At 60.7% G+C, this 25,491-nt stretch carries 19 protein-coding genes and 1 tRNA gene; 17 read left to right on the top strand and 3 right to left on the bottom strand.

The features are described from left to right. Nucleotides 1-34: 34 nt before the first annotated feature. The 5 genes from hflK to A462_RS02565 all read left to right on the top strand — a co-directional run bounded on the left by hflK (nt 35) and on the right by A462_RS02565 (nt 6,983). Complete coding sequence (gene hflK, locus A462_RS02545; protein ID WP_003217512.1) at nt 35-1,210, top strand: FtsH protease activity modulator HflK; 1,176 nt, start codon at nt 35-37, stop codon at nt 1,208-1,210. Next, on the top strand, nt 1,210-2,076 hold the full coding sequence (hflC, locus tag A462_RS02550; protein ID WP_003217510.1) for a protease modulator HflC: 867 nt from the start codon (nt 1,210-1,212) through the stop codon (nt 2,074-2,076). Before hflK ends, hflC begins: the two co-directional genes overlap by 1 nt. 301 nt (nt 2,077-2,377) lie before the next feature. Then, a complete protein-coding gene (locus tag A462_RS02555; protein ID WP_003217507.1) occupies nt 2,378-3,565 on the top strand; it encodes an ATP phosphoribosyltransferase regulatory subunit in 1,188 nt (395 codons plus the stop codon). 54 nt (nt 3,566-3,619) lie between these two features. Continuing rightward, complete coding sequence (locus A462_RS02560) at nt 3,620-4,909, top strand: adenylosuccinate synthase (RefSeq protein WP_003217505.1); 1,290 nt, start codon at nt 3,620-3,622, stop codon at nt 4,907-4,909. Nucleotides 4,910-5,048: 139 nt separating this feature from the next. Continuing rightward, complete coding sequence (locus A462_RS02565) at nt 5,049-6,983, top strand: methyl-accepting chemotaxis protein (RefSeq protein ID WP_008439098.1); 1,935 nt, start codon at nt 5,049-5,051, stop codon at nt 6,981-6,983. Nucleotides 6,984-7,091: 108 nt separating this feature from the next. On the opposite strand, the gene A462_RS02570 is transcribed toward A462_RS02565, so the two are convergent. The 3 genes from A462_RS02570 to A462_RS02580 form a co-directional block, all read right to left on the bottom strand. After that, entirely contained in the window at nt 7,092-8,657 is a 1,566-nt protein-coding gene (locus tag A462_RS02570; protein WP_008439096.1) for an ABC transporter permease, read from the bottom strand. Next, entirely contained in the window at nt 8,657-9,682 is a 1,026-nt protein-coding gene (locus tag A462_RS02575; RefSeq protein ID WP_008439094.1) for an extracellular solute-binding protein, read from the bottom strand. Before A462_RS02575 ends, A462_RS02570 begins: the two co-directional genes overlap by 1 nt. A 145-nt stretch (nt 9,683-9,827) precedes the next feature. Further along, a tRNA-Leu gene (locus tag A462_RS02580) sits at nt 9,828-9,914 on the bottom strand. A gap of 224 nt (nt 9,915-10,138) precedes the next feature. Here A462_RS02580 and rnr point away from each other — a divergent pair. The 12 genes from rnr (at nt 10,139) to A462_RS02640 (ending at nt 25,384) form a co-directional block, all read left to right on the top strand. Continuing rightward, nucleotides 10,139-12,772, top strand: a complete 2,634-nt coding sequence (rnr, locus tag A462_RS02585; protein WP_008439093.1) for a ribonuclease R — start codon at nt 10,139-10,141, stop codon at nt 12,770-12,772. Then, nucleotides 12,769-13,524 (top strand): 23S rRNA (guanosine(2251)-2'-O)-methyltransferase RlmB, encoded by a 756-nt coding sequence (rlmB, locus tag A462_RS02590; RefSeq protein WP_003217493.1) that lies wholly within the window; start codon nt 12,769-12,771, stop codon nt 13,522-13,524. Before rnr ends, rlmB begins: the two co-directional genes overlap by 4 nt. A gap of 307 nt (nt 13,525-13,831) precedes the next feature. Beyond that, nucleotides 13,832-14,254 (top strand): 30S ribosomal protein S6, encoded by a 423-nt coding sequence (rpsF, locus tag A462_RS02595; RefSeq protein WP_003217491.1) that lies wholly within the window; start codon nt 13,832-13,834, stop codon nt 14,252-14,254. A gap of 28 nt (nt 14,255-14,282) precedes the next feature. Beyond that, the gene (rpsR, locus tag A462_RS02600; RefSeq protein ID WP_002551829.1) at nt 14,283-14,513 is read left to right on the top strand and encodes a 30S ribosomal protein S18; all 231 of its coding nucleotides are present in this window, start codon (nt 14,283-14,285) and stop codon (nt 14,511-14,513) included. 36 nt (nt 14,514-14,549) lie between these two features. Next, the gene (locus A462_RS02605) at nt 14,550-15,437 is read left to right on the top strand and encodes a hypothetical protein (protein ID WP_003217488.1); all 888 of its coding nucleotides are present in this window, start codon (nt 14,550-14,552) and stop codon (nt 15,435-15,437) included. Nucleotides 15,438-15,455: 18 nt separating this feature from the next. Further along, nucleotides 15,456-15,902 (top strand): 50S ribosomal protein L9, encoded by a 447-nt coding sequence (gene rplI, locus A462_RS02610; RefSeq protein WP_003171376.1) that lies wholly within the window; start codon nt 15,456-15,458, stop codon nt 15,900-15,902. A 120-nt stretch (nt 15,903-16,022) separates the two neighbouring features. Then, nucleotides 16,023-17,417, top strand: a complete 1,395-nt coding sequence (dnaB, locus tag A462_RS02615; protein WP_003217484.1) for a replicative DNA helicase — start codon at nt 16,023-16,025, stop codon at nt 17,415-17,417. 99 nt (nt 17,418-17,516) lie between these two features. After that, nucleotides 17,517-19,820: a YgiQ family radical SAM protein gene (locus A462_RS02620; RefSeq protein ID WP_008439091.1), complete on the top strand. Its 2,304-nt coding sequence runs from the start codon at nt 17,517-17,519 to the stop codon at nt 19,818-19,820. A 221-nt stretch (nt 19,821-20,041) separates the two neighbouring features. After that, nucleotides 20,042-20,962: a hypothetical protein gene (locus A462_RS02625; protein WP_008439090.1), complete on the top strand. Its 921-nt coding sequence runs from the start codon at nt 20,042-20,044 to the stop codon at nt 20,960-20,962. Next, nucleotides 20,959-21,411 (top strand): hypothetical protein, encoded by a 453-nt coding sequence (locus tag A462_RS02630; RefSeq protein WP_008439089.1) that lies wholly within the window; start codon nt 20,959-20,961, stop codon nt 21,409-21,411. Before A462_RS02625 ends, A462_RS02630 begins: the two co-directional genes overlap by 4 nt. A 45-nt stretch (nt 21,412-21,456) precedes the next feature. Beyond that, nucleotides 21,457-21,906, top strand: a complete 450-nt coding sequence (locus A462_RS02635; protein ID WP_008439088.1) for a hypothetical protein — start codon at nt 21,457-21,459, stop codon at nt 21,904-21,906. Between the two features lie 187 nt (nt 21,907-22,093). Next, entirely contained in the window at nt 22,094-25,384 is a 3,291-nt protein-coding gene (locus tag A462_RS02640) for a transglutaminase family protein (protein WP_008439086.1), read from the top strand. Nucleotides 25,385-25,491: the final 107 nt, after the last annotated feature.

Below are 25,491 nucleotides of genomic sequence, written 5' to 3'. Positions count from 1 at the left end.
GGGTGCGTCTTTGCTTTATCAGATGGAGAGCGCTATGGCTTGGAATGAGCCGGGTGGCAACTCGAATAATCAGGATCCTTGGGGTGGTAAACGCCGCAATAATGGCGACCGCAAGGGGCCACCAGATCTCGACGAGGCCTTCCGAAAGCTGCAGGAAAGCCTGAATGGGTTGTTCGGTGGTGGAAAAAAACGTGGTGGTGACGAAGGCGGTCGTACGAGCAAGGGCGGTGGTTACGGCCTGCTCGGCATCGGCCTCGTCGTGCTGGCGGCCGTCTGGCTGTACAGCGCCGTCTATGTGGTGGACGAGCAGGAGCAAGCCGTGGTGCTGCGCTTCGGCAAGTACTACGAGACTGTCGGCCCTGGCCTGAACATCTACTTCCCGCCGATCGACAAGAAGTACATGGAAAACGTCACGCGTGAGCGTGCCTACACCAAGCAGGGCCAGATGCTGACCGAAGACGAGAACATCGTCGAAGTGCCGCTGACCGTGCAGTACAAGATCAGCAACCTGCAGGACTTCGTGCTGAACGTCGACCAGCCGGAGATCAGCCTGCAACATGCGACCGAAAGCGCCCTGCGCCACGTGGTGGGTTCCACCGCAATGGACCAGGTGCTGACTGAAGGCCGTGAATTGATGGCCAGCGAAATCAAGGAGCGCCTGCAACGGTTCCTCGACACGTACCGCACCGGTATCACCGTGACCCAGGTCAACGTACAGAGCGCAGCGGCACCGCGTGAAGTGCAGGAAGCCTTCGATGACGTGATCCGTGCCCGTGAGGACGAGCAGCGTTCGCGCAACCAGGCTGAAACCTACGCCAACGGCGTGGTGCCGGAAGCCCGTGGCCAGGCCCAGCGCATCCTTGAGGATGCCAACGGTTACCGCGACGAAGTGGTCTCCCGCGCCAAGGGTGAGGCAGATCGTTTCACCAAGCTGGTGGCCGAGTACCGCAAGGCACCGGAAGTCACCCGTGAGCGTCTGTACCTGGACACCATGCAGGAAGTCTTCAGCAACACCAGCAAGGTTCTCGTGACCGGCAGCAAGGGCGGGCAGAACAATCTGCTGTACCTGCCGCTGGACAAGATGATCGAAGGTGGTCGTAGCAGCACCAGCGCACCGGCTGCCGGTTCCAATGCTGCTGCCAACGAAGCGAGCGCCCGTGCGGCCGCTGACCTGCTGCAACAGCAAACACGTACCAGGGAGAGTCGTTGATGAGCAATAAATCGCTGACCGCCCTGATTGTGGGCGTCGTCGTGGTCATCGCTGCCTGGAACTGCTTCTATATCGTGTCTCAGACCGAGCGCGCGGTGTTGCTGCAATTCGGTCGCGTGGTCCAGGCGGATGTCCAGCCGGGCCTGCATGTGAAAGTCCCCTACGTCAACCAGGTGCGCAAGTTCGACGGCCGCCTGATGACCCTGGATGCACCGACACAACGCTTCCTGACCCTGGAAAAGAAAGCTGTGATGGTTGACGCCTACGCCAAGTGGCGCGTCAAGGATGCCGAGCGCTTCTACACCGCGACCTCCGGCCTCAAGCAGATTGCCGACGAGCGTTTGTCGCGCCGTCTGGAATCGGGCCTGCGTGACCAGTTTGGTAAGCGCACCCTGCACGAGGTGGTATCCGGTGAACGTGACGCGCTGATGGCGGACATCACGCGTTCGTTGAATGCGATGGCGGAAAAAGAGCTGGGCATCGAGGTGATCGATGTTCGGGTCAAGGCCATCGACCTTCCGAAGGAAGTGAACCGCAGCGTGTTCGAGCGTATGAGCACCGAGCGTGAGCGCGAGGCTCGTGAGCACCGCGCCAAGGGTAACGAACTGGCAGAAGGGATCCGCGCGGATGCCGACCGTCAGCGTCGCGTACTGTTGGCTGAAGCCTATCGCGAGTCTGAAGAGGCCCGTGGTGATGGTGATGCTCAAGCCGCTTCGATCTACGCCAAGGCCTATGGTCAGGACCAGGAGTTCTACGCGTTCTACCGTAGCCTGCGCGCCTACCGTGAAAGCTTTGCGAACAAAACCGACGTCATGGTGCTGGACCCAAGTAGCGATTTCTTCCGCTACCTGGAAAAGTCCAAGTAACCCGCATGTAGTCTGAGAATCGCTCCGTCGGGCGGCTAAAATGCCGGGCGGGGTGATCCTTTCAGAAAACGGGTGTATGATGCGGCAGCCGGGAAATTCCCGGCTTTTTTGCGTCTGCATGTTTGATTGTGGTTTTGCTCCGCAGGCGCCACAGGTTTTTCGAGGAAAGTGCCCGACGAGGCCGATTGTTGGTCGTTCGTCACGTCGCTCTTGCGCGTGGTTTATGCAGGGGCCGGGTATTTTCTGCTTCACTCAAGGCTCGCCCGAGGGCTGGCCGCCCGGATCATAGGGGAATGGCGTAATGGCAACGGTAGACCGCTGGCTGCTGCCAGATGGCATCGAAGAAGTACTGCCACCAGAAGCTGCGCGCATTGAAATCGCGCGCCGCCAGGTGTTGGATCTGTTCCAGAGCTGGGGTTACGAGTTTGTCGTGACTCCGCATATCGAGTACCTGGAATCCCTGCTGACCGGCGCGGGCCAGGACCTGGATCTGCGCACCTTCAAGGTCATCGACCCGCAATCGGGCCGGCAAATGGGCTTTCGTGCCGACATCACGCCGCAAGTAGCGCGCATTGATGCGCACACCCTGCGTCGCGAAGGGCCAAGCCGCCTGTGCTACGCCGGCAGCGTGCTGCATGCGCAACCGCGTGCGTTGTCGTCGTCCCGCAGCCCGATCCAGTTGGGCGCCGAGTTGTACGGTGATGCCAGCCCGAGCAGCGACGTGGAAGTCATCAGCCTGATGCTGGCCATGTTGCAGCTGGCCGATGTGCCGGATGTGCACATGGACCTTGGGCATGTCGGTATCTACCGCGGCCTGGCCCGTGCGGCCGGCTTGTCGGGTGAAGTGGAACAACAGTTGTTCGATGCCTTGCAGCGCAAGGCCATCGATGAAGTGATTGCCCTGACGGCGGGCGTGCCTGCCGACCTGGCCGGCATGCTGCGTGCGCTGGTGGATCTGTGTGGCGGCCGTGAAGTACTGACCGCCGCCCGTGATCGCCTGGCGAATGCGCCGGCTGATGTATTGGCGGCCCTGGACGATGTGCTGGCGATTGCCGAGCAGTTGTCTGCGCGCTTCCCGCAGTTGCCGCTGTATTTTGATTTGGGTGAGTTGCGCGGCTACCACTACCACACCGGTGTGGTGTTTGCGGTGTTTGTCCCGGGTGTTGGCCAGGCCATCGCCCAGGGCGGTCGTTACGACGATATCGGCGCCGACTTCGGTCGCGCTCGTCCGGCGACCGGTTTTTCCACCGATTTGAAAACCCTGGTGACCCTGGGGCGTGCTGAGGTCGAACTGCCGTCTGGCGGTATCTGGATGCCCGACAGTACGGACGCAGCACTCTGGCAGCAGGTTTGCCAGTTGCGCAGTGAGGGTCAGCGTGTGGTCCAGGCCTTGCCTGGGCAGCCATTGGCCGCCGCCCGTGAAGCGGACTGCGACCGGCAATTGATTCAGCAGAACGGGCTTTGGCAAGTTTCGCCACTGGCTTCTTGAGTTTTCCTGCCGGCCACTGCCGGCACCAAGTTTGCGCGAATGAGGACAAGTGTTATGGGTAAGAATGTCGTAGTCCTGGGCACCCAATGGGGTGATGAGGGCAAAGGCAAGATCGTTGATCTGCTGACCGAACATGCTGCCGCCGTAGTGCGCTACCAAGGTGGCCACAACGCTGGCCACACCCTGGTCATCGATGGCGAAAAAACCGTCTTGCACCTGATCCCGTCGGGTGTACTGCGCGAAGGCGTGCAGTGCCTGATCGGCAACGGCGTGGTGGTTGCACCTGACGCCCTGTTGCGCGAGATCACCAAGCTGGAAGAGAAAGGCGTGCCAGTGCGCGAGCGCCTGCGTATCAGCCCTTCCTGCCCGCTGATCCTGTCCTTCCACGTTGCGCTGGACCAGGCCCGTGAAAAGGCCCGTGGCGAGCTGAAGATCGGCACGACCGGTCGCGGCATCGGCCCGGCCTACGAAGACAAGGTTGCACGTCGTGGCCTGCGTGTGGGCGACCTGCTCAACATGCCGCGCTTTGAAGACAAGCTGCGTGAACTGGTGGATTACCACAACTTCATGCTGGTGGGTTACTACAAAGAGCCGGCCATCGAGTTTGAAAAGACCCTGGCCGAGTGCAAGGAATACGCCGAGCTGCTCAAGCCGCTGATGCTGGACGTGACTGCCGAGCTGCACGACCTGCGTCGCGCCGGCAAAGACATCATGTTCGAAGGCGCCCAGGGCTCGTTGCTGGACATCGACCACGGCACCTACCCGTACGTCACCAGTTCCAACACCACCGCTGGCGGCGTTGCGACGGGTTCGGGCGTTGGCCCGATGTTCCTGGACTACATCCTCGGCATCACTAAGGCATACACCACGCGTGTAGGTTCGGGTCCATTCCCGACTGAACTGTTCGACGACGTCGGCGCGCACCTGGCCAAACAAGGCCACGAGTTCGGCGCGACGACCGGCCGTGCCCGCCGTTGTGGCTGGTTCGACGCCGTTATCCTGCGTCGCGCTATCGATGTGAACAGCATCTCGGGCATCTGCCTGACCAAGCTGGACGTACTCGACGGCCTGGAAACCATCAACATCTGCATCGGCTACAAGGATGCGGAAGGCAAGGACGTTGCCCCGACTGACGCGGACAGCTACGTAGGCCTGCAGCCTGTGTACGAAGAAGTGCCAGGCTGGACCGAATCGACCGTGGGCGCCAAGACCCTGGAAGAACTGCCAGCCAACGCCCGCGCTTACATCAAGCGCGTCGAAGAGCTGATCGGTGCGCCGATCGACATTATTTCGACGGGCCCGGACCGCAACGAGACCATCGTTCTGCGTCACCCGTTCGCTTAATAAGCTGTTGATGTAAAAAGCAAAGGGCTCCTTCGGGAGCCCTTTGTCGTTTCCGCCTGGTAAACGGCACGACCCTTGCTATGGTTCTTTCTTTCGCGGTGCTATCAAATTAATGGCACCCGTGGTGGAGGGATTCCCAGTGTCTGCCGTTCTCTCATTGTTACAAAGCCGGCTGTTGCGGCCTGTGTTCGTTACCCTAGGTATCGCTCTTTTGGTGCAAGTACTGGTGGCCGTCGCCCTGACGCGAAGCACCGTCACTGCATTGGAAGCTGATTTGGGCAATCGCCTGGGCGTCGACAGCCAGAAACTGTCCGGCGAGTTGGCGCAAGCCGGCAAGGAAGTGACATCCAGCCTGGACAGTCTGTCTTCCAGCACGCGCCAGCGTCTGACGGCGGGGCTTTCCACGCGCCTGCAGGAAGAGCAGAAGCAACTGCGTGCGACCCTGGAAAAAGACCTGCAGGACTCTGCCAATGACATGGCGCAACTGCTTGCTTCGGTGGCGCCGCGTGCCATGTGGGACAGCGACGTGCCGACGCTGTCTGAGTTTGCCCGCAGAGCCCAGCGCAATCCCAACGTGTTGTTTGTGGTGTATGACGACGCGGCTGGTGAGCACCTGACCCGTTACCTCAATCGTGAAAACCCGATCAACCAGGCGCTGCTGGAAAAGGGCAAGGGCGAACGAGCCCTGGATAAAGTGCTGGATGCGGCGAAGAATGATCCCTCGGTGTTCTACGTCGAAGCGTCCATTAGCCCCAATGGCGTAGAGATCGGCAAGGTCCGCATGGGGGTTTCGACTGCCTCGGTCGAGGCTGACCTGGCCGCGCTGGACAAGCGTTTTGCTGCACTGATTGCCAGCGGTGACCAGTTGGTGGGCGACAGCCTCAAGGGTGCCGCGGCTGACAGCGCGGCGGCCATGGGCGCGCGTTTGCAGTCGGCGCAAGCCACCGCCACCCAGATGACCGCCAATACCACCAGCGCCGTGCAAGAGGCGGCGGGCACCTTGCGCTGGCGCATCGGCATGGGCCTGGCAGTTGTAGGTTTTGGTGTATTGCTGTTGATTGCTGTAGTGCTCGGCCGTCGGGTGGTCAATCGCCTGAAGCTGCTGATTGCAGCGATGGACGATTTGGCGGCAGGCGAGGGCGACCTGACCAAGCGCGTGCAGATCAACAGCCGGGACGAAATCGGCGACATGGCCTCGGCGGTCAATCGCTTTGTGGATAAATTGCAGCCGATCGTGCGTGAAGCCGGTGATGTGGCCCAGCGTACCGGCGTGGAAATCGGCGCGATGACCCTGCGCAATGCGGGTGCCGATGCGGCCGCCGGCTTGCAGCGTGATGAGGTTGCCGAAAGCCTGCGGGCGCTGTCGCAAATGGCGGATGAGGCCCAGGCGGAAAGCCATGCGATGCAGGCCGCCTTGCAGCAGGTGGTGGATATTCGCCAGGCGACTGATGAAAATTCCCGCACTTCAGCCGAAGTCGGCAGCTTGATCGAGGCGTTGGCGGGGCAGGTGCAGGCCGGTTCAAAGGTGATCGAGCGGCTGGCGCAGCAGAGCGAGCAGATCGAGGTGGTGTTGACGGTGATCCACGGGATTGCCGAGCAAACCAACCTGCTGGCGCTCAACGCGGCTATTGAGGCGGCGCGAGCCGGTGAGACCGGGCGCGGCTTTGCGGTGGTGGCGGACGAGGTTCGCGCCCTGGCCAGTAAAACCCAGAGTTCTACCGGCGACATCCAGGCCCACATCGTGGCCTTGCAGCAAGGCGCTCGTGAGGCCGTGGAAACCATCGGCAAGGCCGGGCGCCAGGCCAGCGAAGGTTTGCTGGTGTTGCGCGACAGCGTGCGCCTGCAGCAGTCGGTGCAGGCCTCGGTGGAGCAGGTGCATGCAGCGATTGGCCTGGCGACGCGGGCGGCTGAGCATCAGGCGCAGGGTGCGCATGCGGTGCGTGGGCGAGTCGAGATCATTCATGCCCAGGCTGAGCGAGCGGCGCAGGCGGTGGTAGAGACTACAGCCAGTGGCAAAGTGCTGGATGGGTTGGCTGCGCAGTTGAAGGCGAGCTTGGGGCAGTTCCGGGCTTGATGTCGCCTGGTGCGGCCCTTTCGCGAGCAAGCCCGCTCCCACATTCGACCGAGTTCCACTTCTGGAATGCGAGCAAATGTGGGAGCGGGCTTGCTCGCGAAAGCTATTTCAGCGGCTCAGGTACATCCGCGTCGTAAGCAAATACACCGGCAGTCCCGACACCAAAATCAACAATGCCGCATAGGGCGCCGCTGCCGCGAATTCCACATTCGAGGTGTGCGCCCACACGGCAGTTGCCAAGGTATTCAGCCCGGTCGGACTAAGCAGCAACGTCGCCGTCAATTCCTTCATTGCATCCAGGAATACCAGCGCAAACGCCGCCCCCAATGCCGGGAAAATAATCGGCAGCGTCACCCGGCAAAACGCACTGAACGACGACGCGCCCAGCGTTCTCGCCGCCTCTTCCAGCTGGGGTGCTGCCTTGTTCAGCGCCGTGCGGATCGGCGCCTGGGCCAGGGGCAAAAACAGCAGCGCATAAGCGATCAGCAGCAATGCCGACGTTTGATACAGCGCCGGCACGTAATGCAGGGCGAAATACACCAGTGTCAGCGCAATCACCAGGCCGGGCAGGGCGTGCAGCAGGTACGGCAGGCGCTCGGCCCACAGTGCGAGCTGGCCCTTGTAGCGCACCACCAGCAAGCCCACGGGCACGGCAAACAACAGGCAAAGCGCGGCGCCGCCCAGGGATAGCGCCAACGAAGAAAGCAGCGCCTCGCTGATCTCGGCTATCGGAAATGCCGCCGAACTGCCCACTGCCAGCCAATAACCGAGCATGCCCAGTGGAATGCCGCTGCCGATGATCGCCAGGAGCAGGCAATACAGCTGCCCCAGCGCCGCCCATTTGCCGAGTCGAACCTGTTCGGCATGCCGCGCCGCGCCCTGGCCGGTACGCACGTGTCGGCCCTTGCCGCGCACCCGCAGCTCCAGCCAGAGCAGCGTCAGGCACATCACCAGCAGCACCGCCGAAAGCATCGCCGCATTGGCGTTGCTGAACTCCAGCTCGAATTGCTGGTAGATCGCGGTGGTAAACGTCTGCAAGCCGATGATCGACAGCGCGCCGAACTCCACCAGCATATGCAGGGCAATCAACAGTGCCCCGGCCAGCAGTGACGGCCACAGTAAAGGCAAGGTGATGCGAAAGAACACGCCCCAGCGATTCAGGCCAAGGGTGCGGGCCGATTCTTCCAGGGATGGATCAAGATTGCGCAGGGTTGCCGCCACCGGCAGAAACACCAGTGGGTATTTGGACAGGGTCATCACCAGGATCGCTCCGCCCAACCCTTCAAAGTTGGCGCTTAACGAAACCCAGGTAAAGCTGCTGACAAACGCCGGCACCGCGAACGGCAGGCACAGGATCACTCCCCAGATCCGCCGTCCCGGCAGGTTGCTGCGTTCCAGCAGCCAGGCCAGGGACAAGCCGATCACGCCGCAGGCCACGGTGACGCCGACCATCAGCGCCAGGGTGTTGCGCAGCAACCCGAATACATAGGGCCGCCACAGCAAATGCACCGCCTCGGCCCATCCTGCCTGCCAGGCCTTGAGGCCGACATACGCCAGCGGCAACAGGCTCAGGCCTACCAGCAGCAGGACTGGTAGCAGCAACCAGATCGAAGGGCGTTTGCGTCTCGGCGTAAAACCCCCGCGCAAGGCGAGGGCGGGGAGCGATGGGTTCATCAGTTCAAGCCAACGTCACGTTCCAGTTCCAGGGCTTCTTCGGCGTTGCCCAGGTCGGCAGGGGTGACTTTCGGCGGTTGCAGCTCGCTGAAAGGCTTGAGGCCGCGGTTGGATTCCATGCCCTTGCGCAGCGGGTATTCGGCGGAAGTGTTGGTGATCACCCGCTGGCCTTCTTCGCTGGCCATGAATGCCAGCAGTTGCTGGGCTTCCTTTGGATGCTTGCTGGATTTCAGTGCAGCCGCGGCAGACACGGTGATCAGGCCACCGGCATCGCCGTTGGTGAAGTAGTGCAGCTGCGAATCCAGGTTGGTTTTTTCTTTCTTCAGGGCGAACCAGTAGTAGTTGTTCACCAAGACAGTGGCGACTTCGCCATTTTCCACGGCCTTGAGCGCAACCATGTTGTTGCTGTAGACCTTGCCGAAAGCGCGCAGGCCGGTCAGCCACTCTTCAGCCGCTTCGCGACCGTGCAGCTTGATGATCGCTACGGCTTGTTCCTGGAACGCGCCGCTGGTGGGCACGAAACCGACCTTGCCTTGCCACTCGGGCCCGGCGAAATCCAGTACCGACTTGGGCAGGTCTTTCTCGGCGATCAGCTTCGGGTTGAAGGCCACGACGCGGGTGCGTGCGGTTACGCCCATCCAGGCGCCGTTGGCGGCCACGTATTCCTTCGGCAGGACGTCGAGGGTGCTGGCGTCGATGGTTGCCAGCAGGCCTTGCTCGCCGAGTTTATTCAGCGGCGGCGATTCTTCGGTGTAGATCACGTCGGCAGGGGAGCGGTCACCTTCTTCGACGACCTGGCTGGCCAGCTGGTTGCTGCTGCCCTTGCGCACATTGACGTGGATGCCGGTCTTGGCTTCGAAGGCCTTGGCAAGTTCATCGCCGACCTCCTTGTGTTGGCCGTTGTACAAGGTCAGTGCAACCTTGTCGGCAGAATAGGCAGCGGGCGAGAGCAGGGTCAGGCCGAGCAGAGTGATGGTCAGGCCACGCAGAAGGGATGTCTTGAGACGGGTATCGCGGATCATCATCCGGGGTTTTCCTCACTTGAGTGCAACAAATCCTTACAAGGATAAACGATAAAACTTCTCAAGTGCGGACGAGGGGGGGAATCACCGGTCAGTTTTTCAAACCCCGGAAACGAAAAAACCCGCTTTCGCGGGTTTGATCTGAATTTGGTGCCCAGGAGAAGACTCGAACTTCCACGACCTTGCGATCACCAGCACCTGAAGCTGGCGTGTCTACCAATTTCACCACCTGGGCAGCATCAACAACGTTGCCGTCGTCGATGGCGCGCACTATACGGAGGCTATTTTGAGCTGTAAAGCCCTGCCATGAAAAAAGTCTGGAATATTTCGCCGACGGTCGCGCAAGGTGCATTCCAAGGGCTACAAAGTGCTTTTACGGGCTTGTCGACACCTGAAATTTCCCGTTTCAATACGCGTATGCCAAACTAACCCGCATATAGACAAGGTGAAAACTCTCTAATGGCCGATTGGCAGTCCCTCGATCCCGAGGCCGCTCGTGAAGCGGAAAAATATGAAAACCCTATTCCTAGCCGCGAACTGATCCTGGCGCATCTCGCCGATCGGGGTTCGCCTGCTAGCCGCGAGCAGCTGGTTGAAGAATTCGGTCTGACCACCGAAGACCAACTCGAGGCCCTGCGTCGCCGCCTGCGCGCCATGGAGCGCGATGCCCAGTTGATCTACACCCGCCGAGGCACCTATGCGCCGGTGGATAAGCTCGACCTGATCCTCGGTCGCATTGCCGGCCACCGTGACGGTTTCGGTTTCCTGATCCCGGACGACGGCAGCGATGACCTGTTCATGAGCCCGGCGCAAATGCGCCTGGTGTTCGATGGCGACCGTGCCCTGGCCCGCGTTTCCGGCCTCGACCGTCGCGGTCGCCGTGAAGGCGTGATCGTCGAAGTGGTGTCCCGTGCCCACGAGTCCATCGTCGGCCGTTACTTCGAAGAAGGCGGCATCGGCTTCGTGGTGCCGGATAACCCCAAGGTCCAGCAGGAAGTGCTGATCACTCCGGGGCGCAATGGCGCCGCCAAAGTGGGCCAGTTCGTCGAGGTGAAAATCACCCACTGGCCAACTGCGCGCTTCCAGCCGCAGGGCGATATCGTTGAAGTGGTCGGCAACTACATGGCGCCGGGCATGGAGATCGATGTTGCGCTGCGCACCTACGATATCCCTCACGTCTGGCCTGAGGCTGTGCTCAAAGAAGCCGCCAAGCTCAAGCCGGAAGTCGAAGAAAAAGACAAAGAGAAGCGCATCGACCTGCGTCATCTGCCGTTCGTCACCATTGACGGCGAAGATGCCCGCGACTTCGACGATGCGGTCTACTGCGAAGCCAAGCCTGGCAAACTGCGCCTGTTCTCCGGCGGCTGGAAGTTGTTCGTCGCGATTGCCGACGTGTCCAGCTACGTGAAGATCGGTTCGGCCCTGGACAACGAAGCCCAGGTGCGCGGCAACTCGGTGTACTTCCCCGAGCGCGTCATCCCGATGCTGCCTGAGCAGCTGTCCAACGGCCTGTGCTCCCTGAACCCGAAAGTCGACCGTTTGGCCATGGTGTGCGAGATGACCATCTCGAAAACCGGCGAAATGACCGACTACCAGTTCTACGAAGCGGTGATTCACTCCCAGGCGCGCCTGACCTACAACAAGGTCAGCACCATCCTGGAACAGCCGAAAACCAGCGAAGCCAAGGCCCTGCGCGGTGAGTACGGGCATGTCGTGCCGCACCTCAAGCAGCTCTACGCGCTGTACAAGGTGCTGTTGGGCGCTCGTCACGTGCGTGGCGCGATCGACTTTGAAACTCAGGAAACCCGGATTGTCTTCGGTTCCGAGCGCAAGATCGCCGCAATCACCCCGACCACGCGCAACGATGCTCACAAGCTGATCGAGGAGTGCATGCTGGCGGCCAACGTGGCCACCGCAGAGTTCCTCAAAAAGCACGAGATTCCTGCGTTGTACCGGGTGCACGACGGCCCGCCGCCGGAGCGTCTGGAGAAGCTGCGCGCGTTCCTCGGTGAGCTCGGCCTGTCCCTGCACAAAGGCAAGGACGGCCCGACGCCGAAGGACTACCAGGCTCTGCTCGCGAGCATCAAGGACCGTCCGGATTACCACGTGATCCAGACCGTTATGCTGCGCTCCCTGAGCCAGGCGGTGTACAGCGCCGATAACCAGGGCCACTTCGGCCTGAATTACGAAGCGTACACCCACTTCACCTCGCCGATTCGTCGTTACCCGGACTTGCTCACGCACCGGGCGATCCGCAGCGTGATCCATTCCAAACAGAACACCCCGCACGTCAAGCGTGCTGGTGCCATGACCATTCCGAAGGCACGGATCTATCCGTACGACGAAGCGGCCCTGGAACAGTTGGGCGAGCAGTGCTCCATGAGCGAGCGCCGTGCCGACGAAGCCACCCGCGACGTAGTGAACTGGCTCAAGTGCGAGTTCATGAAAGACCGCGTGGGCGAGTCGTTCCCGGGTGTGATCACTGCCGTGACCGGTTTTGGTTTGTTCGTCGAGCTGACCGACATCTACGTCGAGGGCCTGGTGCACGTCACCGCCTTGCCGGGTGACTACTACCACTTCGACCCTGTGCATCACCGCCTGGCGGGTGAGCGCACCGGTCGCAGCTTCCGTCTGGGCGATACCGTTGAAGTGCAGGTCATGCGCGTCGACCTCGACGAGCGCAAGATCGATTTCGGTATGCCTGACAAGCCGGCTGAACCGACTGGCCGTAAAAAACGTGGCGGCGAAACTGCTGCCCCGGCCAGCAAAGGCAAAGGTGCTCCTGCGAAAGCAGCGGTCGCCGAGCCTGCGCCAGCCAAGCCTGCGCGTCGTTCGTCTGCCAAGGACAAGGCCCCCGAAGCCTACCGCCCTAGCGATGCCGCGGCGAAAAACGCCGAGCTGCGCAAGAGCCGCGAGTTGAAGCAGCAGTTGCTCAACGAAGCCAAAAGCGGTGGTAAAGCGGCGTCTGGGGGAAAGTCCCGCGAGGCGGAAAAGCCGTCGAGCAAGCCGAGTAAACACCGTAAAGGCCCGCCAAAAGCGGGTTCGGCCCCTGCGAAAAGCGGCGGGTCGCGCAAACCTAAGGCCAAGTCATGAGTCTGGAAAAAATCTACGGCGTGCACGCCGTAGAAGCATTGCTGCGTCACCACCCGAAACGCGTCAAGCAGGTGTGGTTGGCAGAAGGCCGCAGTGAGCCGCGTGTTCAAGCGCTGGTCGAACTGGCCAATCAGAACAAAGTTGCCATCGGCCAGGCCGAGCGGCGCGAGATGGACGTCTGGGTCGAAGGCGTTCACCAGGGCGTGGTAGCCGACGTCAGTCCAAGCCAGGTCTGGGGCGAAGCGATGCTCGACGAGCTGCTCGACCGCACCGAAGGCGCACCGCTGTTGCTGGTGCTCGACGGCGTGACCGATCCGCACAACCTCGGCGCCTGCCTGCGTTCGGCGGATGCTGCCGGTGCGTTGGCGGTGATCGTACCTAAAGACAAGTCGGCAACCTTGACGCCTGTAGTGCGTAAAGTCGCCTGCGGTGCGGCGGAAGTGATTCCGTTGGTGGCCGTGACCAACCTGGCGCGTACCCTCGAGAAACTCCAGCAGCGCGGCCTGTGGGTCGTGGGTACGGCGGGGGAGGCTGAGGTCAGCATTTATGACCAGGACCTCACCGGCCCGACCATCCTGATCATGGGTGCCGAAGGCAAGGGCATGCGCCGCCTGACCCGCGAGCATTGCGATTACCTGGTGCACCTGCCGATGGCCGGTAGCGTCAGCAGCCTCAACGTTTCAGTCGCAACGGGCGTCTGCCTGTTCGAAGCCCAGCGCCAGCGCGGCGCCAAGGCTAAAGCCAAGAAATAACCAAGTCTGGCGCAGGTCAAAATGTGGGAGGGGGCTTGCTCCCGAATACGGTGTATCAGTCAGTGCATTTGGTGACTGGCACATCGCTTTCGGGAGCAAGCCCCCTCCCACATTTGTTTTTGTGGTGTATGGGGGCTGTTCAAATAATCACCAATCACCTTGCACCCTTTCTCCCCCTTCTCTACAATTGCGCCCCTTGCCTTCATGGCAGGCACGCATGTGCCTCCCTTCGGCAAGATCCATAAGTGTCATTCACTCCTTGTCTGACCGTTTTTGAGCGGCAGGCTACAACCCGTAAGGAGCATTCATGCGTCATTACGAAATCATCTTTTTGGTCCACCCGGATCAAAGCGAGCAAGTCGGCGGCATGGTAGAGCGTTACACCAAGCTGATCGAAGAAGACGGCGGCAAAATCCACCGTCTGGAAGATTGGGGCCGTCGTCAACTGGCCTACGCAATCAACAATGTTCACAAGGCTCACTACGTGATGCTGAACGTTGAGTGCACTGGCAAGGCCCTGGCCGAGCTGGAAGACAACTTCCGCTACAACGATGCAGTGATCCGTAACCTGGTCATCCGTCGCGAAGAAGCCGTTACCGGCCAATCCGAGATGCTCAAGGCTGAAGAAAACCGCAGTGAGCGCCGTGAGCGTCGCGACCGTCCTGAGCACGAAGGCGCTGAAAGCGCTGATAGTGATGACAGCGACAACAGCGATAACGCTGACGAGTAATCCACGGACCTTTTAAGGAGCCTATCAAATGGCACGTTTCTTCCGTCGTCGTAAATTCTGCCGCTTCACCGCTGAAGACGTGAAGGAGATCGATTACAAAGATCTCAACACTCTGAAAGCCTACGTATCCGAGACCGGCAAAATTGTTCCAAGCCGCATCACCGGTACCAAAGCTCGTTATCAGCGTCAGCTGGCCACCGCTATCAAGCGCGCCCGCTTCCTGGCCCTGCTGGCCTACACCGACAGCCACGGCCGCTGAGACCGGGCAGTCGACAAGTAGTAAGGGATTGAATGCATGCGCGCCTTAGCTGAGTTCATCATGCGCGGTCGTGTGCAGGCCACTCTGGTAGTGGCTGGATGTGCAGCATTGCCGTTGTTGTATTGGTTGGGTGCTGCCGCGGGTTGCCTTGTGCTTCTGCGGCGCGGTTTGAAGGACGCCCTTGGCGTTCTTGCCCTGGGAATACTGCCGGCCTTGGTCTGGTGGTTGAAATTCGATGATCCACGGGTACTTCTGGTACTGCTCGGTTCATCGACCCTTGCGTTGGTTTTGCGCGCAAGTGAGTCCTGGGTCCGTACGCTGCTGGTCAGCGTGGCATTGGGGTTGGTGTATTCACTGGCGCTTGGCGCGGCTTTCCGCCCGCAAATCGAGGCGCTGGCGCAGGAGATCATCAAGATCCTGCCGCTGGCCCTCGGGGATCTCTACCAGCAGTTATCGGTAGAGGAGCGAGCGCGCTTTGCGTCAGTGGTTGCACCGATGCTTACCGGCCTGATAGCGGCACTGTTGCAGATTGTCAGCTTGCTGAGCCTGATTCTTGGGCGTTACTGGCAGGCGTTGTTGTATAACCCGGGTGGTTTTGGTCGCGAGTTTCGCAGTATCAGAATCCCCGCTGGACCGGCGATGTTGCTGCTGGCGTTCATGGTGGTCGGGCCGACTTTTGGCCTGGCGCTGTTGGTGCCGTTGTGCAGCGTACCGCTGGTATTCGCCGGCCTGTCCCTGATTCATGGGCTGGTGGCGCAAAAGCGACTGGGCAGATTCTGGCTGGTGGGGTTGTACGTGACGCTGTTGCTGTTCATGCAGCTGATCTATCCGTTACTCGTGGTCTTGGCCATTGTCGACGGCCTGATTGATTTTCGCGGTCGTCTGGCGCCGAAAGACGCCGATAACGCGAACGGTGAAGGTTAAAAGTTAGAGGATTTTCACATGCAACTGATCCTTCTGGAAAAAGTCGCCAACCTGGGCAACCTGGGCGACAAAGTGAACGTTAAGGCCGGCTACGGTCGTAACTACCTGCTGCCATACGGCAAAGCCACCGCTGCAACCGCTGCCAACCTGGCTGCGTTTGAAGAGCGTCGTGCCGAGCTGGAAAAAGCAGCAGCAGACAAAAAAGCTTCGGCCGAAACTCGCGCTGCCCAACTGGCTGAGCTGGAAGTGACTATCACTGCCACCGCCGGTGACGAAGGCAAGCTGTTCGGTTCGATCGGCACCCACGACATCGCTGATGCACTGACCGCCTCCGGCGTTGAAGTGCAGAAGAGCGAAGTTCGTCTGCCGAACGGCACCATCCGCAACGTTGGCGAATTCGATGTAGCCGTGCACCTGCACGCTGAAGTCGAAGCAACCGTACGCGTTGTTGTGGTAGCAGCTTAAGCAACACCTAACTGACTGGCACCTCGCGTGCCAGGCAGTTAACATCGGGCACGATCCTGTTCACAGGTCGTGCCTTTTGTTTTTCTGTAGCCCCAGATTCTCCAACTATTCCAAGTGGCCATGAACGATATCTCCGCTCCTGAGCAATATGACCTGCAAACCGCTGCCCTGAAGGTGCCGCCGCATTCCATCGAGGCCGAACAGGCCGTGCTCGGTGGCTTGATGCTGGACAACAACGCCTGGGAACGCGTGCTGGATCAAGTCTCGGACGGCGATTTCTACCGTCATGACCACCGCCTGATCTTCCGCGCCATTGCCAAGCTGGCCGACCAGAACTCACCGATCGACGTGGTGACCCTGGCCGAGCAATTGGACAAGGAAGGCCAGACGTCCCAAGTGGGCGGCCTGGGTTACCTGGGCGAGCTGGCGAAAAACACGCCATCGGTCGCCAACATCAAGGCCTATGCGCAGATCGTCCGTGCGCGGGCCACGTTGCGCCAGTTGATCGGCATCGCCACCGAGATCGCCGACAGCGCGTTCAACCCGGAAGGCCGCACTGCCGAAGAGATTCTCGACGAAGCCGAACGGCAGATCTTCCAGATCGCCGAGGCCCGGCCTAAAACCGGCGGCCCGGTCAGCGTCAACGACTTGCTGACCAAGGCCATCGACCGTATCGACACCTTGTTCAACACCGACAACGCCATCACCGGCCTGTCCACCGGCTACACCGACCTCGACGGCATGACCAGCGGCCTGCAGCCAGCCGACTTGATCATCGTCGCCGGCCGTCCGTCCATGGGTAAAACCACCTTCGCCATGAACCTGGTGGAAAACGCCGTGTTGCGCAGCGACAAGGCCGTACTGGTTTATTCCCTGGAGATGCCAGGCGAATCGCTGATCATGCGTATGTTGTCGTCCCTGGGCCGCATCGACCAGACCAAGGTGCGTGCCGGTCGCCTGGAAGACGACGATTGGCCGCGCCTGACCTCGGCGGTCAACCTGCTCAACGATCGCAAGCTGTTTATCGATGACACCGCGGGCATCAGCCCGTCGGAAATGCGCGCGCGTACCCGACGCCTGGTGCGTGAGCACGGCGACATCGCCCTGATCATGATCGACTACCTGCAGTTGATGCAGATCCCGGGCTCCAGCGGTGACAGCCGGACCAACGAGATTTCCGAGATTTCCCGCTCGTTGAAAGCCCTGGCCAAGGAATTCAACTGCCCGGTGGTTGCCCTGTCGCAGCTCAACCGGTCCCTGGAGCAACGCCCGAACAAACGCCCGATCAACTCCGACTTGCGGGAATCCGGAGCGATCGAGCAGGATGCTGACGTGATCATGTTCGTATACCGGGACGAGGTGTATCACCCGGAGACCGAGCATAAAGGCATCGCCGAAATCATCATCGGTAAACAGCGTAACGGGCCAATCGGCACCACGCGCCTGGCCTTTATCGGCAAATACACCCGCTTCGAAAACCTGGCGCCGGGCAGCTACAACTTCGAAGACGAGTAAAAGGCCGTCCCGCCAATTCCGACTGCAAAGGTCGGAATTGGTCAAAATTTGTGCTATATTCCGCGCCCGCGATTTTTCATCTCAACACCGGTCACCGTCATGCAAACAGCCAAGCCGTTATTTGACTATCCCAAGTACTGGGCCGAATGTTTCGGTCCTGCGCCATTCCTGCCGATGAGCAGGGAGGAGATGGATCAGCTTGGCTGGGATTCATGCGACATCATCATCGTCACCGGTGACGCGTACGTGGACCATCCGTCGTTCGGCATGGCAATCATCGGCCGGCTGCTGGAGTCCCAGGGCTTTCGCGTCGGGATCATTGCCCAGCCCAACTGGCAGTCCAAAGACGACTTCATGAAGCTCGGCGAGCCGAACCTGTTCTTCGGCGTCGCGGCCGGCAACATGGACTCGATGATCAACCGCTACACCGCCGACAAGAAAATCCGCTCCGATGACGCCTACACCCCAGGCGGCATGGCCGGCAAACGTCCGGACCGCGCGAGCCTGGTCTACAGCCAGCGCTGCAAGGAAGCCTACAAGCACGTGCCGATCGTGCTCGGCGGCATCGAAGCCTCCCTGCGCCGCATCGCCCACTACGACTACTGGCAGGACCGTGTACGCAACTCGATCCTGATCGACGCCTGCGCCGATATCCTGCTGTACGGCAACGCCGAGCGGGCCATCGTCGAAGTCGCCCAGCGTCTGTCGTGGGGCCACAAGATCGAAGACATCACCGACGTGCGCGGCACTGCGTTCATTCGCCGTGACACGCCTGAAGGCTGGTACGAGGTGGACTCCACCCGTATCGACCGTCCGGGCAAGATCGACAAGATCATCAACCCGTACGTGAATACCCAGGACACCCAGGCCTGCGCCATCGAGCAGGAAAAGGGCCCGGTGGAAGACCCGGAAGAGGCCAAGGTGGTACAGATCCTGGCCAGCCCACGCATGACCCGTGACAAGACCGTGATCCGTCTGCCGTCCGTGGAAAAAGTCCGTGGCGACTCGGTGCTGTATGCCCACGCCAACCGCGTGCTCCACCTGGAAACCAACCCGGGCAACGCCCGCGCGCTGGTACAGAAGCACGGCGAAGTGGATGTGTGGTTCAACCCGCCGCCCATTCCCATGACTACCGAAGAAATGGACTACGTGTTCGGCATGCCTTACGCCCGTGTTCCACACCCGGCGTACGGCAAGGAAAAGATCCCGGCCTACGACATGATCCGCTTCTCGGTGAACATCATGCGTGGCTGCTTCGGCGGCTGCACCTTCTGCTCGATCACCGAGCACGAAGGCCGGATCATCCAGAACCGTTCCGAAGAGTCGATCATTCGCGAAATCGAAGAGATCCGCGACAAGGTGCCAGGCTTCACCGGCGTCATTTCCGACCTCGGCGGCCCGACCGCGAACATGTACCGCATTGCCTGCAAGAGCCCGGAAATCGAATCCGCGTGCCGCAAGCCATCCTGCGTGTTCCCGGGCATCTGCCCGAACCTGAACACCGACCACTCGTCGTTGATCCAGCTGTACCGCAGCGCCCGTGCGTTGCCGGGTGTGAAGAAGATCCTGATCGCTTCCGGCCTGCGCTACGACCTCGCGGTCGAGTCGCCGGAGTACGTGAAGGAGCTGGTGACCCACCACGTCGGTGGTTACCTGAAGATCGCCCCGGAACACACCGAGGAAGGTCCGCTCAACCAGATGATGAAACCGGGCATCGGCAGCTATGACAAGTTCAAGCGCATGTTCGAGAAGTACACCAAGGAAGCGGGCAAGGAGCAGTACCTGATTCCTTACTTCATCGCCGCCCACCCGGGCACCACCGATGAAGACATGATGAACCTGGCCCTGTGGCTCAAGGGCAACGGCTTCCGCGCCGACCAGGTGCAGGCGTTCTACCCGTCGCCAATGGCCACCGCCACGGCGATGTACCACTCGGGCAAGAACCCGCTGCGCAAGGTCACCTACAAGAGCGACGCGGTGACCATCGTCAAGAGCGAAGAACAGCGCCGCCTGCACAAGGCCTTCCTGCGCTACCACGACCCGAAGGGCTGGCCGATGCTGCGTGAAGCCTTGACTCGCATGGGCCGTGCAGACCTGATCGGGCCGGGCAAGGAGCAACTGATCCCGTTGCACCAACCGTCCACCGACAGCTACCAGAGCGCCCGTCGCAAAAACTCGACGCCGGCTGGCAGCCACAAGGTTGCGAAGGAAACCACCACCAGGATCCTCACCCAGCATACCGGCTTGCCGCCCCGTGGCAGTGACGGCAGCAACCCGTGGGACAAGCGTGAGCAAGCCAAGGCCGCGGCCATGGCGCGCAACAAGCAGGCCGCCAAGGAGCGCACCGACGCCGCCAAGGGCAAAGGCAAGAAGCCAGCCCGCAAGCCGGTCGTGCCGCGTTGATCGCAGCCTGAAACGCAAAACGCCAGCCTCGTGCTGGCGTTTTGCTTTCTAGCGGGTGGGTAGCCTGTTTGTTAAGGTGGCGCCCATTCGAGCGCCATCGCAGGCAAGCCAGCTCCCACATGTGACCGGGTTTCAGCATGAGAATGCGGTCGAATGTGGGAGCGGGCTTGCTCGCGAAAGCGCCAGTTCAGACACCACCCATTTCAAGGAAGAACACCCCCATGAGCAGCCCCCTGCTTGGCATCGGCATGGACTCCAACCGCTCCCAGTTCATGGCCCGCCAGCGCATCGAAAGCCAGATCAACCTGCCACGCCTGTTTGCCGCCATCGACGCCGACCCCGGCATTGTGGGGGCGGGTGTGGTGTATATCGATGCTGACTTCAACATCGTGACCCTGCGTGAATTCAAACCCCTCTGCAGCATTAAGCCCAAGCGCGTGATTCTGCGGGAGGCGCAGAAGTACATTGCCCCCACGCAATTTGCTGAACATGTTGTGAGTAATCCGCGCGAATCCCGCCTGATTGGTGAGGCCGTGAATACCGGCATTTCTTGTTTTGGCGCCGTCATCAGTTGGGCGGCTATTGCCAGCGGAACCATTTTGGTTCCATTCAGCGCCGGCGCGAGTTCGGTCATCGTCGTGGTCGGATACGCGGCTGCTGGTGCAAGCGCACTCCAGTGTTTCAATGGCATTACTCGAACGGTACTCGAGGTGGCAAGGCCAGAGGGAAATGATTGGCTCGACAGCGAGGCGTGGTATCAGAACACCTCAACGGTTTTGGACGCAGTATCGTTAGCTGGAGTGGGTGCCTCCGCCCTGACGACAATAAAACTTGTCAATGTCGCGAAGGCGGCCACAGGCAAGACGTTGCGCGAAGTGCTTCGTGGCTTGAATCGACAAGAAAGAGCGAAGCTCACAAAAGAACTGCTGACCATCAATGACCCTCGCCTCACATCGAAGATGCTCAAGCTCAAGCAGTTGTCGGGCGAACTGCCCAAGCGTTTTACCCCGACCCAACTTAAACACAGTACCAAAACCCAGATTAAAGACGCCTTAGGCGCAACGGCGGGCCTTATAGGGAGTGCTTACACGGGCAACGTAAAAACCATCGCATTGGGGTTGTATGAGGAGGTCGGAGAATGAGCGAGCTGATGACGCTTCGTGATTTTTTCAGGCATTACTTCCTTACTTTTATCGGTGGTGTATTTGCGGCCTATTTTTCTTTGGGCTTCGCTACAGCGCTTTCCTTTGCGACCTATTTTCGTGATTCGCCTCTCGCTGGCGGCTTGGGCTTTTCGATCATGCTCATCGGAGCATTGCTGATCCTGTTAACGGTCCATAGCAATTTCATGATTTTGCGCGGGCGCCCCTCGTGGGTGTGGGTAATGGTGGGTATTTACTTCGCCTGCTTTCTGTTTGTGCTTCCCATGATTCAGTACGCGCCGCACGCCGTTCTTTATGGCCTGGCGTTGGTTTTTCCGCTGTTTGGCCTCTTGATACTCAACAGCTCTGTTCAGCGAGATATGCGCATTAAACTCGTGGGAATTCGCCACATTCGGCAGTCTTTGAAGACCAAGAGCCGAACCCGATAGGTATCAGGACATCACTCCTGTCGATTTTTATCAGGGAATCGAGCAATGAACCAAGCACCGAGCATTCGCGGTTTTCTATCTCGGTATTTTTCTGTTTTCATGGGGGCGATATTGGCATCGGTATTTTCCCTGGCCTTTGCGGTGCCATTGTTTTTTGAAAGCTATTTCCGGGATCTTTCTGTGGCCGATACCGCTAAGTACTCCTTTATCGGCGGAATCGCTTTAACGATGGTCATCGTGCACTGCAACTTCATGATTGCGCGCGGGCACCCGCAATGGGTCTGGCCACTGGTGGTGTTACTGGGGCTTTGTTTCGCGTGTGTGCTGCCCACTATCGTGTATCAGCCGCATGCGTTCATTTATGGCGTGAGCGTGCTTTTACCCTTGCTTGCACTGCTATTGCTTAACAGCAAGCGCCACCGCGAAATGCGCCAGAAACTGGTCGAAGTTCGCCACCTGCGTGAAGCCGTGATCGCCAGGCACAAAGCCCGTTGACTGGGTAGATTCACCACCCACCCTCACACTCCCGCCACAAATATGTGCAACCCTCGCACCACGACGGCAGCCATCGCGCCGTTTTGGTGCTGTACTGCACCGGGTCCCACGATAAAGCGCAATGACCACTGCTCTGGCATAAGTCTTGCGCGCTTTGTTTCCATGCCCTGGCTCGCAGGAGGCCGCCGTGTCGATTCATGTCGCGTTGCACCACGTTACGCATTACCGCTACGACCGCGCGGTCGAACTCGGCCCACAGATTGTTCGTCTGCGTCCGGCGGCCCATAGCCGCACGCGGATTCTTTCCTACGCGCTGAAGGTGCTGCCGGAACAGCACTTCATCAATTGGCAGCAAGATCCCCAGGGCAATTACCTGGCGCGTCTGGTGTTCACGGAAAAAACTGACGAGCTGCGCATCGAAGTCGACCTGGTGGCGGAGATGGCGGTATTCAATCCGTTCGATTTCTTCCTGGAACCCTACGCCGAAAAAATCCCTTTCAGCTACGCCGCCGATGAGCAGCGCGAGCTGGCGCCGTACCTCGAAACATTGCCGCTGACCCCGAGATTCGCCGCGTATCTGGCGGGTATCGACCGCACGCCGTTGCCGGCGGTGGATTTCCTGGTGGGCCTGAATCAGCGCCTGGCCGCCGATATCGGCTACCTGATCCGCATGGAGCCGGGGGTACAAACTCCGGAATTCACCCTGGAAAACGCCTCCGGTTCCTGCCGGGATTCGGCGTGGTTGCTGGTGCAACTGCTGCGCAACCTAGGGTTGGCGGCACGGTTTGTGTCGGGCTACCTGATCCAGCTGACCGCCGACGTCAAAGCCCTCGATGGCCCGTCCGGCACCGAGGTGGATTTCACCGACCTGCACGCCTGGTGCGAAGTGTATTTGCCCGGCGCCGGCTGGATCGGCCTCGATGCCACCTCCGGTTTGTTCGCCGGTGAAGGTCATATCCCGTTGGCCTGTAGTCCTGACCCTTCTTCCGCGGCGCCCATCAGTGGACTGGTGGAACCCTGCGAGTGCGAATTTACCCACGAGATGTCCGTGGAGCGGATTTGGGAAGCGCCCAGGGTTACCAAGCCCTACACCGAAGAGCAGTGGCTGGCGATCCAGGCCCTGGGCCGGCAGATCGACGGTGACCTGCACAAGGACGACGTACGCCTGACCATGGGCGGCGAACCCACCTTCGTTTCCATCGACGACCCCGACGGGGCGGAATGGAACACCGCCGCCCTGGGCCCGGACAAACGCCGGCTGTCCGCCGAGCTGTTCCAGCGCATGCGCAAGCACTACGCACCCAAGGGCCTGGTGCATTTCGGCCAGGGCAAGTGGTACCCCGGCGAGCAACTGCCGCGCTGGTCCCTCAACTGCTACTGGCGCCGCGACGGCGTGCCGATCTGGCACAACAGCGCGCTGATCGCCGATGAGCAGCAAAGCTATGGCGCCGACGGCGTGATGGCCGGGCGTTTTCTGGCCAGCGTTGCCGAGCGCCTGAAACTGCCCGCGCAGTTTGTATTCCCGGCCTACGAAGACAATTTCTATTACCTGTGGCGCGAAGGCGCCTTGCCGCAAAACGTCAGCGCCGAAGATCCGCGCCTGGAGGACAAGCTTGAGCGCGAACGCCTGCGCAAGGTCTTCAGCCAGGGCCTGGATAAAGTCATCGGCCAGGTGCTGCCGCTGGCACGCACGGCGGCCAATGACCGCTGGCAGAGCGGGCGCTGGTACCTGCGGGACAACCATTGCCGCCTGGTGCCGGGCGATTCACCGTTGGGTTATCGCCTGCCACTGGCCTCGCAACCGTGGGTAACGGCGGCGGACTATCCGTTCGTGCACCCCACCGATCCCAATCAGGACCTGGCAGACCTGCCGACCACCTCGCAACTGCAAAGCCATGGCGAGGCAGCTGCCAGCCAAGACCGTATCCCGAAGATCGACGAGTCTGCCGACTGGCTGACCCGCACCGCCCTGTGCGCCGAGGCACGGGACGGCCGCTTGTACCTGTTCATGCCGCCGCTGGAACGGGTCGAGGATTACCTGGAACTGGTGGCCGCCATCGAAGCCACCGCCGAAGAACTGCATTGCCCGGTGCTGCTGGAAGGCTATGAGCCGCCGAGCGACCCACGCCTGAGCAACTTCCGGGTGACGCCGGATCCGGGTGTGATCGAGGTCAACGTGCAGCCGTCCGCCACCTGGGACGAGTTGGTGGAACGCACCGAATTTCTCTACGAAGAAGCCCGGCAAACCCGCCTCACCACAGAAAAATTCATGATCGACGGGCGCCACACCGGCACCGGCGGCGGTAACCACTTTGTGCTCGGTGGCGCTACGCCCAAGGACTCACCGTTCCTGCGGCGCCCCGATCTGCTGCGCAGCCTGATCAGCTATTGGCATAACCATCCGTCATTGTCCTACCTGTTTTCCGGCCTGTTCATCGGCCCGACTTCCCAGGCACCACGGGTCGACGAAGCGCGCAACGATGCGCTGTATGAGCTGGAAATCGCCTTCGCGCAGATGCCCGAAGCGGGCGAAGAATGCCCGCCATGGTTGGTGGACCGCCTGCTGCGCAACCTGCTGATCGACGTCACTGGCAACACCCACCGCGCCGAGTTCTGCATCGACAAGCTCTACTCGCCGGACGGTGCCACCGGCCGCCTGGGCCTGCTGGAATTGCGTGCCTTTGAAATGCCGCCCCACGCCCGCATGAGCCTGACCCAGCAGTTGCTGCTGCGGGCACTGGTCGCGCGGTTCTGGCGTGAACCCTATGCGCCGCCGAAGCTGGCGCGCTGGGGCACAGAGCTGCATGACCGCTTCCTGCTGCCGCACTTTATCGAGCAGGATTTTGCCGACGTGATCGTCGAGCTGAACGCTGCCGGTTATCCGCTGCGGGCCGAATGGTTTGCTGCGCACCTGGAGTTCCGCTTTCCCAAGGTCGGTGACTACGCCGTCAGCGGTATCGAACTGGAATTGCGCCAGGCCCTGGAGCCCTGGCATGTGCTGGGCGAGGAGGGCGCGGTGGGCGGTACGGTGCGTTACGTGGATTCGTCCCTGGAGCGCCTGCAGGTCAAGTTGAGTGGCCTGCCGCCCCAGCGTTACCTGCTGACCTGCAATGGCATCCCGGTGCCGCTGCAACCCACCGGGCGCGTCGGCGAGTTTGTGGCTGGCGTGCGTTATCGCGCCTGGCAACCGGCCAACTGCCTGCAGCCAACGATCCCGGTGCATGCGCCACTGGTGTTCGATCTTTTGGATACGTGGATGCAGCGCTCGCTGGGCGGTTGCCAGTACCATGTCGCCCACCCGGGCGGGCGCAATTACGACAGCCTGCCGGTGAATGCCAATGAAGCTGAAAGCCGGCGGATGGCGCGGTTTTTCCGCTTGGGACACAGCCCCGGGAAATTGCCGGTGCCGAGTGTGGTGATCAATGATGAATTGCCGATGACCCTGGATTTGCGGCGCTTCTCCAATAAGAATGACTAAACGCGATTCAAAATGTGGGAGCGGGCTTGCTCGCGAATACGGTGTCTCAGAAACACATTAAGTGACTGACACTCCGCTTTCGCGAGCAAGCCCGCTCCCACACAAGC

This window comes from Pseudomonas sp. Ag1 (assembly GCF_000278565.1).
In the GTDB taxonomy this organism is placed as follows: Bacteria; Pseudomonadota; Gammaproteobacteria; order Pseudomonadales; family Pseudomonadaceae; genus Aquipseudomonas.
The sequence above is the reverse complement of the archived record's forward strand: the minus strand, read 5'-3'. Positions and strand labels throughout refer to the sequence as shown.